The organism is Alkalihalobacillus bogoriensis ATCC BAA-922 (genome assembly GCF_000621445.1).
Taxonomy (GTDB): Bacteria; Bacillota; Bacilli; order Bacillales; family Bacillaceae_F; genus Bacillus_AO; species Bacillus_AO bogoriense.
Genome location: NZ_JHYI01000011.1, coordinates 78,860 through 94,284 on the forward strand (window position 1 = coordinate 78,860; position 15,425 = coordinate 94,284).

A 15,425-nucleotide genomic window follows, 5' to 3' on the forward strand; every position below is an offset into this window, starting at 1 on the left:
GAAGAGGCTGGGACAATGTTGTCCCAGCTTTTTTTTGATTAATACCTTTAAGGAAGCAATTGTTTAAGGTCGGTAATGGTTGAAAGCTTAAGCAATTGCTTATAGTATGTTTCTGATATATCGTGAAAACCTGGTTGCTCAATTGATGAAAAATAGACAAATGCATGTGATTCGGGTGTATACCAATCTTCTTTACTAGGTGTTGCATGATGGATCAATCCCCATACATCCTCAAGAGCAGGGCTATAAATAAAAGGTTTTCTTTTTTTACTTAGAAAAAAATTTTCTTTCTCAGCTACTGCTTTTTTGTCTTTTGAAAATACAGTTGGCCAAAAATCTTCACGAGACCCAGTATGGTCAATTGTAGTGAACGCTTTTATATGTTGTGTCAGAGGGGAAATTCCAAATAATTGCATATATAATTGCTTGCCAATTAATATTCGTTGGGTGATATCAGTAAAGTCTTGTACCGAGATTCCTGTTAGTTTTATTTTATTATGAGAAACAACATAAGGGAATGTAACATGAGTAAATTGAAAGGCATCCTGTGCTTGGAATAGCATCGTTTTTGTGACTTTTTGTTTGAAAAAAGGATGTTCAATGACTCGTTTTTGAATATAGTGTTGTTCATTAATAATTAAAGCAACCGTTAATAATTTGGAGTCTTTTAGTGCATAAAAATGGTCCCAAAAAGGTTTCATAAAGGTGGAGACGGAAAAATATCGAAGTAAATGAAAATAATTTTTTTTCTCCTTTTTACTAGCTTCATAGAGAAGTAATTGTGGGTATGCATCATAAAAAATATAAGCATTTGCTCTTTCTAAAAATAAAAAGAAGTCTGATGTTCGTTCTGATGTTAAAAAGGGAGAAAGTAAACTACCTTTTAAATCGGTCATATTCCAACCACCATTTCGGGAAACAAGGTGGGCGAGTAGAGACCAGTGTATTTCAGGATGATTGTTATAGAAATCAAGATAAGCTTTCGTACGAGTAATATTATTTTGATTTGCGAGCTTACGTTTTTTTTGAATGTTATCTATAAGCTTTCGTTCGATTGAAGTGGGTGCTTGCTTGGAATGGCTATGATATACTCGATGTAATTTTAATTTCAACATTTCGATGGTTTTTTGTGGAAAATAAAGTCGTTTATATTCATGGATAATATCTCTTTCATATTTTTTTACTTCAATTTTATGTTGTGCTAATAAATATAAATACGATGGTAAACGAAGGATTTTGTTGAAATCCAAGAGTATCACCTCCTCTCATATCATATGAAAAGGAGGTGATTAATTAGAACATAGCAATTGATGATTCTGAATGATTGTGAAAATACGAAATATTTGGTAACCTATGAATCAAAGATTAAATGGAATCTCTTTTGTCAAACTGTTCTTCAAACCATTCTAGTAGTTGGTCTGTAGAGTCAAATTGAACAGGGTCTTCTTGATAATTGCTGTCAATGGCAGTTAGTCTATTTTCTTCAACGGAAAAGTCCCAACCAAGTGCTTTTGCATCTTGAGTCAATAATACAATTTGGGTAAGTTGATTGTAGTCCATCACTTTTCCTCCTTTTTTAATATTTAGGTTATGTGGAATGGAAAAGAACTATACATACAGTAGGATCGAGTGGAAATAGAGGAGAAAGCAGGGAAAAGAATGAAATCAGCATTAGTATTAGGTGGAACGATGTTTTTTGGAAAAAGGCTTGTCGATAGACTTCTTGAACATGGTGTCGACGTCACGATTGCAACGAGAGGAAAAGCAAAAGATAGGTTTGGTGACCGTGTCAAACGTATCATTGTAGATCGTGAAGATTCAAACTTTGTTCGTGAACCGTTTAAAAATAAAAGTTGGGACGTCGTGTATGACCAAAGTTGTTTTTCTCCGATTGAAGCATATGATATTTGCAAAACGTTAAATGGAAAGATTGGAAAGTTAATATTTACGTCTAGTGGAGCAGTTTATGACTTTGGAGAAAAGCGGACAGAAGACGAGTTTAATCCATATGAATATGAACAAGGACTATTCAAAAGAAGAACAGAATATAAAGGGATATTCGGCTATCAGGAAGCAAAGCGTCAAGCTGAAGCAGTATATGCTACAGAAGCAGACTTTCCAGTGACAATGGTAAGGCTTCCTTTTGTCGTTGGTAAAGATGATTACACAGAGCGATTAAAGTTTCATGTTGACGCTATTTTAGACGAACAACCGATGATTATTCCTGATCAAACGAAAGTGATTGATTTTATTACATCAACTCAAACTGCACATTTTCTTCATTGGCTAGGTGAAATTGAATTTAAAGGACCGATTAACGGCTCAGCTGTAGATGATATTACAATCGGGAATTTTATAACGATGATTGAATCGATAGTAGGAAAAAAAGCAATCATTTGCAAAGATGGAGACAAAAAGGTTTCTCCATTTGTATTACCAGACCACTATTCGCTTCGATCGGATCGAGCTACAAACCTCGGCTTTACTTTTGATAAGACAGATGCTATTCTTCAAGAATTAATTTCACATTATGCAAAGCTGCATCGGTAAAAGACGGGGAGTGGTTTAACTTGAAAGGTTCGATTTTTTTTGTATTGCTTGCTGCCATCCTGTGGGGCACAACAGGAACAGCACAAGCGCTAGCACCAGATTCGGCCCACCCGATCGCCTATGGCGCTATGAGACTAGCAATTGGGGGAAGTGTATTATTTTTATTCGTAGCATTCCAAAAAAAGTTAACATGGGCAAATTGGTCTTATTCTCATTTACTTCTTGCCGCTATTTCAATGGCATGTTATCAACCAGCTTTCTTTTCGGCTGTTAAATTAACCGGAATTGCTGTAGGAACCGTTGTTGCTATTGGGAGTGCTCCAATTCTTGCTGGGATTATCGAATGGGCGTTTCAGAAGAAAAAGCCAACTAAATATTGGTGGTTAGCAACGGGATTAGCAATAACAGGTTGTGTTTTCTTATTTTTAAACGATAGTGCCGTTACAATACAGCCCTTTGGTATTGCACTTGCATTAGGAGCGGGTTTGTCGTTTGCTCTTTATACGTTAGCGAGTAAACAATTGTTACAGACTCACCCTCCTGATGTTGTTGTTGCTGTTGTGTTCACATGTAGTGCCATTTTGCTTGTTCCGTTGTTGTTTTTCTTTGATTTATCTTGGTTATTCCAAATTAATGGGATTGTGTCAAGTTTATATATCGGAATTGTGGCAACCGCTATAGCATATATCTTTTTTGTGCGAGGGTTACATGGCATTCGCGCGTCGACTGCAGTGACCTTATCACTTGCTGAGCCATTAACTGCTACATTATTAGGTGCTTTTTTTGTTGGAGAAATGCTTACAGGTCTAACATGGGTAGGAGTAGCCTTTGTCTTTTTAGCGATGGTGGTGTTAGGAAAACAGCCGAAATTAGAAACGGAAAAATAGAAAAAGAGTCGAAAGGGAAACCCACCCTTTCTGGGGTATGTGAAATCACACGGAGCGCGCCAATAGAAGAGCGCTATTGTCTTTGAAAAAGGCTCCGGCTCTTTCACATACAATGAAAAAAAAGAGTCGAAAGGGAAACCCACCCTTTCGACTCTTTTTTCTATTAAGCGTGTTTTTGTTTTAGTTTTGTGTCCATGAATTCTTCGTATGTCATTTCTTTATCGATAACACCGTTAGAAGAAATTTCGATAATGCGATTTGCGATTGTGTTATTGAATTGGTAGTCATGTGAGGAGAAAATCATAGCTCCTTTAAATGCAATTAAGCCGTTGTTCAGTGCAGTTATTGACTCTAAATCCAAATGGTTTGTTGGCTCATCAAGTAGCAATACATTAGCACTGCTTAACATCATTTTGGAAAGCATACAACGAACTTTTTCTCCACCAGATAGGACGCTTGCTTTTTTCTTTACTTCTTCGCCTGAGAATAGCATTCTTCCTAAAAAGCCACGAAGGAAGCTTTCGCTTTGGTCTTGTGGTGAAAACTGACGTAACCAGTTTACTAAATCCATGTCGTTATTTTCAAAATAGACGGAGTTGTCTTTTGGAAAATAAGCTTGGGATGTCGTAATCCCCCATTTGTAAGAACCGCTATCTGGCTCCATTTCACCCATTAAGATTTTAAACAATGTCGTTTTTGCGATTTCATCTGAACCGGCAAGAGCGATTTTGTCTGTTTTATTCATACGAAAGCTTACATTGTCTAACACTTTTGTTCCGTCAATTGTTTTTGTTAATCCTTCCACCACTAACACGTCATTTCCAATTTCACGTTCAGGTGTAAATTGAACAAAAGGATAACGACGGGATGAAGGGCGAATATCGTCTAATTCAATTTTTTCTAGTGATTTTTTACGAGAAGTGGCTTGCTTTGATTTAGAAGCATTGGCACTAAATCGGGCAATGAATTCCTGTAATTCCTTGATTTTTTCTTCTTTCTTTTTATTTGCATCTTGAGCCATTTTCAAAGCAAGTTGGCTAGACTCATACCAGAAATCATAATTTCCTACGTAAATTTGAATCTTTCCAAAATCAAGGTCTGCGATATGAGTACACACTTTATTTAAAAAATGGCGGTCATGGGATACGACAATTACTGTATTTTCAAAGGAAATAAGGAATTCTTCGAGCCATTCAATCGCTTGGATATCTAAATGGTTTGTTGGCTCATCAAGAAGGAGAACATCAGGTTTGCCAAATAAAGCTTGGGCAAGGAGAACCTTTACCTTATCTCCACCTGTTAAATCAGCCATTTTTTTATTATGAAGGCTTTCATCGACACCTAAACCTTTTAATAAAATAGCGGCTTCAGATTCTGCTTCCCAACCATTTAATTCAGCAAACTCTCCTTCAAGTTCAGCTGCTTTAATTCCATCTTCATCTGAGAAATCAGCTTTCATATAAATCGCATCTTTTTCTTTCATTACTTCAAAAAGACGAGCATGGCCCATAATGACAACATTAATGACTTCATGTTCTTCATATTCAAAGTGATTTTGTTTAAGAACGGCTAATCGCTGGCCTTTTTCCATATGTACATCACCAGATTGTGATTCAATTTCACCTGATAATATTTTTAGAAACGTGGATTTTCCAGCCCCATTGGCTCCAATTAACCCATAGCAATTTCCTGGTGTAAATTTGATCGTGACATCTTCAAAAAGCTTTCTATCACCATATCGTAAGCTAACATTTGTTACTGTAATCATATTTATTAATTCCTCCAATACTAATCTCCTTTGCGATTATACCATTTTTATCTTCATTCTGAAAGAACACGACTCATTCTATTGGTGAAATGGTGTCGAGTTAATTTAATTGACGATAATTATTATTATCAATACAATAAAGGAAACGAGAAGAATGTGGATGATACATAGTGTTTATTGAAACAAAAACAATAACTGTAAAAGAAGGAACATCTGACTTAGTCCTAGAACGCTTTGGTGGAGCAGGGATAGTTGAAAAATCAGAAGGATTTATTGATTCAAGCGTGCTTGTAAAAAAGGTAAGGCGTGGAGATGAACAAGTGATTGTCATGACAAGATGGGAATCTGAAGAAGTCTGGAAAAAGTGGGAAACAAGTGAAGAACATATTGCAGGGCATCGTGCGAATCGTGGCAAACCAAAGCCAGATCATGTATTAAATTTTGAGCACGGATTATATGAAGTGAAAGCATCAAAAGGACCCGCTTTAAAATAGATAGAAAGCCAAAGAAAAAAGGGGAAATGGCCCTTTTTCTTTGGCGTTTTAGGATTCAAAGGCTCTATGGGATAAAACGAGGGGAAAATTTATATTTTAGGGTTATACGTATTAATAAACTCCTTCACTCTAAGCAGACTTTTTTCAATGAAGTTACTTGGGTCTTCACTTACTGTTAAAATATAGTTTAAAAAATTTACTCTCCTAGCGGTCATTAACAATTCTAAGTCAAACTCTTCAAACATTGGTAAAGGTCTTACTCTTTCATATCCTTTAAAGAAAAGCTGTTGAACTTCTTTATAATTAAATTCTTCTTCATATCGGTAATAGTATAATAGAATAGCAATGTCATGTTGTGGTAATCCCAACAATATATCGCCAAAGTCAATAACATGCATAGCCTTCTCATGAACTAAGATGTTCCATGGGTTTAAATCACTATGAATGAGTTGGAGATTCTCTTCATTTTTTTGATAATATGACGATAATTGATGATTTAAATAGGGGATAATCTTGTCCATGATATCATGGTATTCTTTTGTCAAGAAATGCTGGTATTTGCTATCTTTATAGACGACGTTTTCTTGATGGTAGTAAAATACCGAATCCCATCGCTTAGGTGAAAAAGTCTTCGGAACCGTGGCACCGTAAGTCGCATTATGTAATTTGGCAGTGAGTTCTCCTAATTGAACGAATCTCTCTTCATTTTCGTTTCCATCTAACTCTTTTCCTTCTAACCAGCTGTAAACCACAACTTGTTTAGGCTCGCTATCCTCATCGATCTTTATTTCTTGTATTTTACTCCCGTCTTTGGCTGTCATGATGAATGGGACAGAAACTTCGCCTTTTTGGCTTACTAGTTCCATCATATAAACTTCCATAAGAATATTTTCTAAAGAGCATGAGTCTTCCTGATAAATCTTTAATATAAATGGATTGCCTTTGTCATCCGTCAATTTGTATAAAATATTCGTTTCTTCCGCTAAAAATTTGATTTCTTGAAGCTTGAAATTATAGTTAGCGACAGCAAGTGTAGCAATAGTATTGAATTTTTCAATGTTATCCATAATCCAACTCATCCTCTCAAATTTTATAATTATCGATATTTTCTTACTGTTTTTAACATATATAACCAATTTAAGGGGCGCTATTAGACAAAACAAGTGGGCAACTGAAGAGAAGTGTCCAATAGAGCCTTATATTAAACTGATAACAATCATACTACGACGTAAACGTGAGAATATTCCTGCTAGAAAGTAGGAAAAAAGAGTCTAGCTCAAGTTGCGAGTTACTCATTAAAATTAATGTGAACAAGCCCTTCAAAAAATATGATATAGTAATCGATAGGATAAAAAAGAAAGGAGAGTAACATCATGCAAACTGCAGAAGCTTTGTTACAACGGTATTTTGGTTACCCTTCTTTTCGAAAAGGTCAAAAAGAAATTGTAGACAATATACTAGCCAAAAACAATAGTCTTGGGATTATGCCGACTGGAGGTGGGAAATCCATTTGCTATCAAATTCCTTCACTATTACTGCCTGGTACAGCACTTGTCATTTCTCCCCTAATTTCGTTAATGAAAGACCAAGTCGATGCACTGAAACAAGCGGGAATTCCAGCAACGTATATTAATAGCTCCTTGACGCAACAAGAAGTGGACATGCGTTTATATAAAATGGTAAGTGGGGACTACAAGCTTGTTTATGTCGCGCCAGAGCGTTTACAAGACTCGTATTTTCAGTCGTTAATTGAAAAAATGGATATTTCCATTTTAGCCATTGATGAAGCCCACTGTATTTCACAATGGGGCCATGATTTTCGCCCAAGTTATATGGGGATTTCTACATTTCTTTCCGTTCTCCAACCGAAACCTGTTATATTAGCTTTAACCGCAACGGCAACAGAACAAGTCCAAGCTGATATTTGTTCTTATTTACAAATTGAAAAACATCATACTGTCGTTACGGGAGCTAGACGAGATAATCTTCATTTGCAAGTCGCAAAGGGACAGGATAAGCTTAAATATGTCCTTTCTTACTTAAAGAAAAACGCCCATAATTCAGGCATTATTTATACATCGACACGCAAGCAGGCGGAAACATTGTATCAAAAATTGTTTGAAAAGGGATTTAAAGTAGGGAAGTATCATGGTGGGTTAAATGAAGCAGAGCGAGAGCAAGCTCAAGATGCTTTTCTCCGTGATGATATTACAGTTATGGTAGCAACGAATGCGTTTGGAATGGGCATTGATAAGTCAAATGTTCGCTTTGTTCTTCACTATAATTTATCGAGAACGATTGAAGCGTATTATCAAGAAGCAGGCCGTGCTGGTCGAGACGGGGAAAATAGTGAATGTATTTTGCTTTTCTCTGCTGATGATATTCGCATTCAAAAGTTTCTCATTGAACAATCAGAAGGAAGTGAAGACCGAAAAAGTCGGGAGTATAAAAAACTCCAACAAATGGTTGATTACTGTCATACTGACGGATGCTTACAGCAATATATTGGTCGATACTTCAACGATGTATTTGAAGAGTGTGGCAAATGCTCAAATTGCCTTGAGGATAGTGAAGTAATTGATTTAACGAAAGAAGCTCAAATGGTCTTTTCATGTGTGAAACGAATGAATGAATCATTTGGAAAAACACTTGTTGCCCAAGTATTAACAGGTTCAAAAAATCAAAAAGTGACATCATTAGGTTTTCATCGTTTATCTACATATGGGTTACTCCAACATTGGACAAGTAAAAATGTAGCAGCGTTAATTGATTTTTTAGTTGCTGAGCAGTACTTAGAGCCTACCGAAGGAGCATATCCGACATTGCGATTAACGATGCAAGCTGTGTCTGTATTAAAAGGGGAACAGCAAGTATTTAAAAAAGAAAAGAAAGCCGCTGTTTTGCAGGAAAATAGTGAGCTCTTTGAGCAATTACGACAATGGCGAAAAAACATTGCCACGGCTGAAAATGTGCCACCATACGTTATTTTCTCTGATAAAACGTTACGGGAAATTAGTAAAGTCCTTCCTTTGTCTGAAGAGGAAATGTTGCAAATTAGTGGAGTGGGAGAGCAAAAATTAAGGAAATACGGGGAAGACCTCCTTTTATTTCTACAACCATTTGCGAAGGAAAAGGAAGTTATCGTTGAAAAGAAAAGTGAAGTAAAGCTTCGCGACACAAAGACACCAAGCCACCATATTAGTTTTGACCGTTTTCAAAGCGGGTTGACGATTGAGGAAATTGCAAAGGAACGAGAATGTTCAATAGAAACCGTTCTTACTCATATGGAAAAATGCGCTGAAGAAGGATTAGACATTACTCTCGAGCAATTTATTACTAAGGAACATATCCCGTTAATCACAGAGGCGATTAATCAAGTAGGTGCAGAAAAACTTAAACCGATTAAAGAATGTTTACCGAAAGAAGTGACGTATTTTGAAATACGTTATGTTCTGAAAGAGACGATAAAACAACACGTATAGAGTGAAATAAATAGTTAAAGAGATCTCAAGGAGAACCTTGGGATCTCTTTTTCCACTTTTAGAAATGAGTAGTATAAATTTCCTAGTAGATTTTACCCTTATTATAGTTTATAGTTAAAACTATATAATGCAGAGGAGCTCTATAATGGAAGACGTGCTATCTAGATTTGAACAAACCGCCAAAAATGTCTTACGTTTAATGAGAGACACATTACAAGCTCGGACGTTTTTTATTGCAACAACGACAAAGCAACGGTTTAAAATTGTGGAAGTCATTAATACAAATGATGGTTGTACGATTCCGAGCTTTGTTGATGAACCACTTGAAAAATCATATTGCTCGATTGTTGCCAAAACAGCAACACCGCTTTTTATTGAGAATACGTCTTTGTCTTATTTAGTTAAAAATCTGGAGGTCACGAAAGAGTATTCAATTGGATCTTATGCAGGTGTTCCGATTTTACTAGAAGACAATACGGTATTTGGTACATTGTGTGCGCTAGACCCAATGCCTTATCGAGTGACGTTAGAAGATGTTGAAAAACTCCAAAGCTATGCCTTGCTCATTAGTAACGCAATTGAGTTAGAAACGGTGTTTCGTAAGTTAAAAACGTATGAAATTCAGACGAAAAAAGAGCTCGAACTAGCGAGGAAAGTTCAAAATTCTGTATTAAGTAAAGATTATGAAGATGAATATCTACGCATCCACAATATATTTTTACCATCTTCACAGCTTTCAGGTGACTTGTTTTTTTGGTTTCCGATTCATGAAAAAAAATACGGGGTCCTTGTACTTGATGTAATGGGACATGGTGTATCGTCTGCTTTAATCGGAATGTCATTAAAGGCGCTCATTCAATTAGCTTCAACAGAAAGTATTTGTCCAAAAGAAATGATGAAAAAGCTAAATACAGAATTTTACCGCCTTTTTGGTGATTTTGAAGAAGTGATCACGTATGTCACTGGAATTTATCTCGTTATTGATGTGGAAAACATGATGGTGGAGTATAGTAATGCAGGACATCCGCCTGGATATTTACTTATTGACAAACAGCTGTATCCTTTAGAAAAGGGGTCGCTTCCTTTAGGGCTCATAAAACAGATTTCAATTGAATCGGAGCAGATTCCAATTACCGAAACATGTGAAGTCATGTTGTATACAGACGGATTAATTGATGCACTAAAAACGGAGTCAACCTCTGCAAGACAAATGATAACCAATCATGTAGAAATCGCAATTCAATCCAAATGCTCTATCGTCGATTATGTAAAAAAAGAATTATCTGCTCCGCATTATGAAGATGATATTTGTTTTGTACATGTAGAAATCTTAGCAACAAAGAGGTGATAACAAATGGTAATTAATTTTACATTACCTTGCTCATTACAATCCATCTCGTATTTAGATGAAGTTGTTCCATTTGTGATTGAGCAATCTGGTGAGGTGACACAACACCGCTTTTATTTTGCTTTACACGAAATTTTAATTAATTCTTATGAATCTGTGCAATCTCAATATGGGGATAAAACTGAGAGGAATTCATTAATCGTGTCAATAGAATTAAATCAAGAAGAAGTTATTGGCACTGTGACCGATAATGGTGGTGGAGATATTGAACACTGTCAAGCGATTGTAAATGAAAAGCAAATCGATGAGACGTTGTTTGAAGATAGAGGAAGAGGATTACTTTTAGTAAGAGAACTTGTTGATGATGTCTCGTTTCAAAAGGGAAACGGGAACGATGTCATTACAACGATAAGAAAACGGAGGACATAAGCAAATGACAACTCAAAAAGAAATAGTAGAACAAAAAGTAGTTGAACATGTTCAAATCTATTCGTTACAAGGAAAAATTCAATATGCGAATAGCGATGAGATCAAACATAAAATGCTAGAAAACGTAAACGAAAAAGTGATGGAATATATCATTGATTTACGATCAGTAACTGTAATCGATAGTACAGGGATGGGAATTTTACTTACGTTTTTGAAAGCAGTAGAAGGAAAAAAGATGTCGATAGTAATCGAAGATCCCTTTTTATTGGAATTACTTTTAATCGCAAAGCTTAATCAAGTATTTCCTATTTATAATACCGTAGAAGAAGCAATGGCTGGAGAAGAGGAGGAATAACAAGTGAAACTTGCAGTTAAAGGGAAATTAACTTTATTGTTTGTTTTGTTTTTTATCATTGGAGTGTCGATTATTATTTCATATTCCGTTTATACGGTTAAAAAAGATGTGATGTTAGTCGCCTCTGAAAATTTAGTTGATGATTTAAAAGTAACAAAAGGGTTACTAGACCGTGAAATTCCAGGAGAATGGTCGATTCAAGATGGTGCGTTATATAAAGGAACAACATTGATGAATGATAATTTTTCGATTATTGATGAGGTGTCAGAATTAACGAACAATGCCGTCACGATTTTTCAAGGAAATACCCGGGTAGCGACAAGTGTACTTTTAGAGAACGGAGAGCGGGCTGTAGGAACACAAGTATCTCCAGAAGTGGAACAAAAGACGTTAACAGAAGGAGTAACATATCTAGGGGAAGCAACGGTTGTTGGTAGACAGCTTGTTACGATATATGAGCCAATTACAGATGATAGTGGAGAAAGGATTGGCATGTTATTTGTTGGTCAATCAGCGGCTCCTTATTATCAAATGGTATCGCAATTTCAATTTACAGTTGTGATGTTTGCAGTGATATCGGTAGCTATTATGGCAGTGATTGTCTTCATTGTCATTCAACGTGGAGTAAGATCATTAGTAAAAATTACTGAAATTGCAAAAGAAGTTGCAGGTGGGAACCTTCAAGTAGAGAAATTATCGGTTCAATCAAAAGATGAAATTGGCGTACTCTCACAATCAATTAATCAAATGATAGATAATTTAAAACGATTAATATCAGAAGTTGTTTCAACATCAGAACAAACAGCAGCAACAGCGGAAGAGCTTGCTGCGAGTTCAGATGTAACAGGAGATATGAGCTCTCAAATTGCCAAAACTGTCAATGACCTAGCAGAAGCGTCTTCAAAACAATCCAATGAAGCTACTGCAATTTTAGAGAAAATGAATGTGACGATGGAAGAAGTCGGTAATGGGGATACAATGGTACAAAAAACATTAGAGTGGGCTAAAATATCTTCAGGTGAAGCTGAAAGTGGCAATATCGCCATTAATGATGCGATTCAACATTTAGATAAAGTCACTCATACGATTGAATTTGCGACAGATTCTATTCAAAAATTAAGCAAACGTTCAGAAGAAATTGGTGGCATTATAACTGTGATTTCAGATATTGCTAATCAAACGAACTTATTGGCTTTAAATGCGGCCATCGAAGCAGCAAGAGCAGGTGAACATGGCAAAGGGTTTGCGGTCGTAGCAACTGAAGTTCGAAAGCTAGCTGAGCAATCAAACGAAGCAGCTGGACAAATTACAAGTTTAATAGAAGATGTGCAATCTGAAACGACAGTAACGGTCAATACGATGGAATCCAATATGGAGGCAATTAACAGCCAAGTGAATATGATTCAAAAAGGTGGAGAATCATTAAATCGTATCGTGAACAACGTAAAGGAAACCGAATCAGGCGTAGAATTAATTAAACAAGTGTTAACAACAATTAAACAAAACGCTCAAGATGTACTAACATCTGTGAAGGAAATTAATGATACGATTGAAATTAGTGTTGCAGCGACGGAAGAAGCGGCGGCCTCTTCAGAAGAGCAAAGCGCAACTGTTGAAGAGATTGCACAAAGTGCAAACGAATTAGCAAAAATGTCAGAAAAACTTCAAGCCGAATTAGCAACATTTAAAATATAGTAAAAACAAGGGTGATTTTACAGTATGGCTGTAAGTCACCCTTTTTATATGAGTAACATGTAGCACGAGTTTATTCGAATCAGGTATACTACTATGGTATAGTAGTGGAGCAGAAAGAAAGGAATGTTTATATGAAGAAAACAGTAGTCATCGCAGAAAAACCATCTGTTGGACGAGATATAGCTAGAGTTTTACAATGCCATAAAAAAGGAAATGGCTTTTTAGAAGGGGACAAGTATATTGTCACATGGGCCCTTGGTCATTTAGTGACGTTAGCAGACCCAGAACTATATGATGAAAAATATAAAACATGGAAATTAGAAGATTTGCCGATGCTTCCTAAACAAACGAAACTCGTTGTCATTAAGAAGACAGGAAAACAGTTTCAAAGTGTAAAAACACAGTTAACACGTCATGATGTCGGAGCCATTGTTATCGCTACAGATGCGGGCCGAGAAGGGGAGCTTGTCGCAAGGTGGATCATTGAAAAAGCCAATGTAAAAAAGCCAATAAAGCGGCTATGGATTTCATCTGTTACAGATAAGGCAATTAAACAAGGATTTGCTCAATTAAAAGATGGAAAAGCATACGAAAATCTATATGCAGCAGCTGTCGCTCGACAAGAAGCAGATTGGTTTGTTGGCTTAAATGCAACGAGAGCGTTAACGACAAAATACAATGCACAACTATCTTGTGGGCGTGTCCAAACACCGACACTGGCGATGATAGCAGAACGAGAAAAAGAAATTATGGCGTTTATCCCAAAACCATACTATGGCATTACAGCGAAAACAGTAAACGGTGTTGTCCTTGTTTGGCAAGATGAGAAAACAAAGAGTACACGAGTGTTTCATAAAGAAACGCGCGAAAAAAAACTACAGCTTATGAAAAATGAAAAAGCGATTATAACCGATATAGCAAAAACACCAAAGAAAAAAGAAGCACCCGCTTTATATGATTTAACAGAGCTTCAACGTGACGCAAACAAAAGATTTGGCTTTTCAGCAAAAGAGACGTTATCGATTATGCAAAAATTATATGAGCAACATAAAGTGTTAACTTACCCGAGAACAGATTCAAGGTATCTTTCGAGTGATATTGTTGAAACAATTTCAGACCGCCTTCGTGGCTGTGGTGTAGGGCCATATGCAAGACAAACGAATAAATTGTTAACAAAAAAGATTCAGGCAAAACCTTCTTTTGTGAATGACAATAAAGTATCCGATCACCACGCTATTATCCCGACAGAAGAACGGGCGAATCTACAGGCATTACAAGAAAAAGAACGGAAAATCTATGATTTAGTTGTCAAGCGGTTTTTAGCCGTCTTATCTCCTGCCTTTGAATACGAACAAACAACGATTGAAGCAAAAATAGCAGGAGAATCTTTTATCGCAAAAGGAAAAAAGGTGAAAATGTTAGGCTGGAAGGAAATCTATGAAGGTAATTTTGATGAGGAAGATACGGACGATTTATCCGAACAACAATTACCACAATTAGAAAAAGGGATGACATTAGCGGTTTCCTCGCTAATCCCGACAGAAGGAAAAACAAAACCACCAAGTCGTTATAATGAAGCGAGTCTTTTGTCCGCAATGGAAAACCCAGGGAAGTTTGTAGAAAGTTCAAACCGAGATATTATTAAAACGTTAGGGCAAACAGGAGGAATCGGAACTGTTGCGACTCGAGCCGATATTATCGAGAAATTATTTAGCAGCTTCTTAATCGAAAAAAAGGGCAAAGAAATCATCATTACCTCAAAAGGAAAACAATTATTAGAGCTTGTTCCTCCTGATTTAAAATCTGCAGCATTAACCGGTGAATGGGAACAAAAGCTTGAGCTTATTGCAAAAGGAAAATTAACAAAACAAACCTTTACCGAAGAAATGAAAGGCTATGCCACATCAATTGTAACCGAAATTAAGCAAAGTGATAAAAAGTTCAAGCATGACAATGTAACTGGAAGTAAATGTCCGGAATGTGGCAAATTGCTGTTAGAGGTAAATGGAAAAAAAGGAAAAATTCGTGTCTGTCAAGATCGTGAGTGTGGCTATCGAAAAAACATCGCAAAAGTAACAAACGCAAGATGCCCGCAATGTAAAAAGAAATTAGAATTACGCGGTGAAGGTGAAGGACAAGTTTTCGTTTGCCGTTGTGGTCATAAAGAAAAATTATCAACATTTAATGAACGCAAACAACGTGAAAAAAATACAAAAGCATCGAAACGAGATGTCAATCAATATTTAAAGAAACAAAACAATTCAACTCAGGAAGAGCCATTTAACCCAGCTTTAGCCGAAGCGTTAGCGAAATTGAATTTAAAAAAAGACTAAGAAAAAAACAACTTTCATCCTCTTTCCTTTTGGATGGGGTTGTTTTTTTCTTTTTTTCTCGATAAAATGAAATTGAGAATCAGT

General features: G+C 36.3%; 13 protein-coding genes. 9 read left to right on the forward strand and 4 right to left on the reverse strand.

Annotation, left to right across the window (positions count from 1 at the left end; genetic code table 11):
• Nucleotides 1–47: 47 nt before the first annotated feature.
• Together T323_RS27780 and T323_RS0104385 are read right to left on the reverse strand one after the other, a co-directional pair.
• Nucleotides 48–1,250, reverse strand: coding sequence for a DUF2515 family protein (locus tag T323_RS27780; RefSeq protein ID WP_051556362.1), 1,203 nt, complete (start codon nucleotides 1,248–1,250; stop codon nucleotides 48–50).
• A gap of 115 nt (nucleotides 1,251–1,365) precedes the next feature.
• Nucleotides 1,366–1,560: a hypothetical protein gene (locus T323_RS0104385; protein WP_026672180.1), complete on the reverse strand. Its 195-nt coding sequence runs from the start codon at nucleotides 1,558–1,560 to the stop codon at nucleotides 1,366–1,368.
• Nucleotides 1,561–1,659: 99 nt separating this feature from the next.
• Between T323_RS0104385 and T323_RS0104390 the strand changes: the two genes are divergently transcribed.
• Both T323_RS0104390 and T323_RS0104395 read left to right on the forward strand, forming a co-directional pair.
• On the forward strand, nucleotides 1,660–2,550 hold the full coding sequence (locus T323_RS0104390) for an NAD-dependent epimerase/dehydratase family protein (protein WP_026672181.1): 891 nt from the start codon (nucleotides 1,660–1,662) through the stop codon (nucleotides 2,548–2,550).
• Nucleotides 2,551–2,570: 20 nt separating this feature from the next.
• Nucleotides 2,571–3,437, forward strand: a complete 867-nt coding sequence (locus T323_RS0104395) for an EamA family transporter (protein WP_026672182.1) — start codon at nucleotides 2,571–2,573, stop codon at nucleotides 3,435–3,437.
• A gap of 163 nt (nucleotides 3,438–3,600) precedes the next feature.
• On the opposite strand, the gene T323_RS0104400 is transcribed toward T323_RS0104395, so the two are convergent.
• Complete coding sequence (locus T323_RS0104400; protein WP_026672183.1) at nucleotides 3,601–5,205, reverse strand: ABC-F family ATP-binding cassette domain-containing protein; 1,605 nt, start codon at nucleotides 5,203–5,205, stop codon at nucleotides 3,601–3,603.
• 170 nt (nucleotides 5,206–5,375) lie between these two features.
• Between T323_RS0104400 and T323_RS0104405 the strand changes: the two genes are divergently transcribed.
• Nucleotides 5,376–5,699, forward strand: coding sequence for an antibiotic biosynthesis monooxygenase family protein (locus tag T323_RS0104405; RefSeq protein ID WP_026672184.1), 324 nt, complete (start codon nucleotides 5,376–5,378; stop codon nucleotides 5,697–5,699).
• Between the two features lie 89 nt (nucleotides 5,700–5,788).
• On the opposite strand, the gene T323_RS0104410 is transcribed toward T323_RS0104405, so the two are convergent.
• On the reverse strand, nucleotides 5,789–6,766 hold the full coding sequence (locus T323_RS0104410; protein ID WP_026672185.1) for a phosphotransferase enzyme family protein: 978 nt from the start codon (nucleotides 6,764–6,766) through the stop codon (nucleotides 5,789–5,791).
• 306 nt (nucleotides 6,767–7,072) lie between these two features.
• Here T323_RS0104410 and recQ point away from each other — a divergent pair, with 306 nt between their 5' ends.
• The 6 genes from recQ (at nucleotide 7,073) to T323_RS0104440 (ending at nucleotide 15,341) form a co-directional block, all read left to right on the forward strand.
• The gene (gene recQ / locus T323_RS0104415) at nucleotides 7,073–9,181 is read left to right on the forward strand and encodes a DNA helicase RecQ (protein ID WP_035177688.1); all 2,109 of its coding nucleotides are present in this window, start codon (nucleotides 7,073–7,075) and stop codon (nucleotides 9,179–9,181) included.
• Nucleotides 9,182–9,326: 145 nt separating this feature from the next.
• Complete coding sequence (locus T323_RS27785; protein WP_026672187.1) at nucleotides 9,327–10,529, forward strand: GAF domain-containing SpoIIE family protein phosphatase; 1,203 nt, start codon at nucleotides 9,327–9,329, stop codon at nucleotides 10,527–10,529.
• Nucleotides 10,530–10,535: 6 nt separating this feature from the next.
• Nucleotides 10,536–10,958 carry an ATP-binding protein gene (locus T323_RS0104425; protein WP_026672188.1) on the forward strand — a complete coding sequence of 141 codons (423 nt, stop codon included), beginning with the start codon at nucleotides 10,536–10,538 and terminating at the stop codon, nucleotides 10,956–10,958.
• A 4-nt stretch (nucleotides 10,959–10,962) separates the two neighbouring features.
• On the forward strand, nucleotides 10,963–11,313 hold the full coding sequence (locus T323_RS0104430) for an STAS domain-containing protein (RefSeq protein ID WP_026672189.1): 351 nt from the start codon (nucleotides 10,963–10,965) through the stop codon (nucleotides 11,311–11,313).
• Nucleotides 11,314–11,316: 3 nt separating this feature from the next.
• On the forward strand, nucleotides 11,317–13,008 hold the full coding sequence (locus T323_RS0104435) for a methyl-accepting chemotaxis protein (protein ID WP_026672190.1): 1,692 nt from the start codon (nucleotides 11,317–11,319) through the stop codon (nucleotides 13,006–13,008).
• A gap of 131 nt (nucleotides 13,009–13,139) precedes the next feature.
• Nucleotides 13,140–15,341, forward strand: coding sequence for a DNA topoisomerase III (locus T323_RS0104440; RefSeq protein WP_026672191.1), 2,202 nt, complete (start codon nucleotides 13,140–13,142; stop codon nucleotides 15,339–15,341).
• Nucleotides 15,342–15,425: the final 84 nt, after the last annotated feature.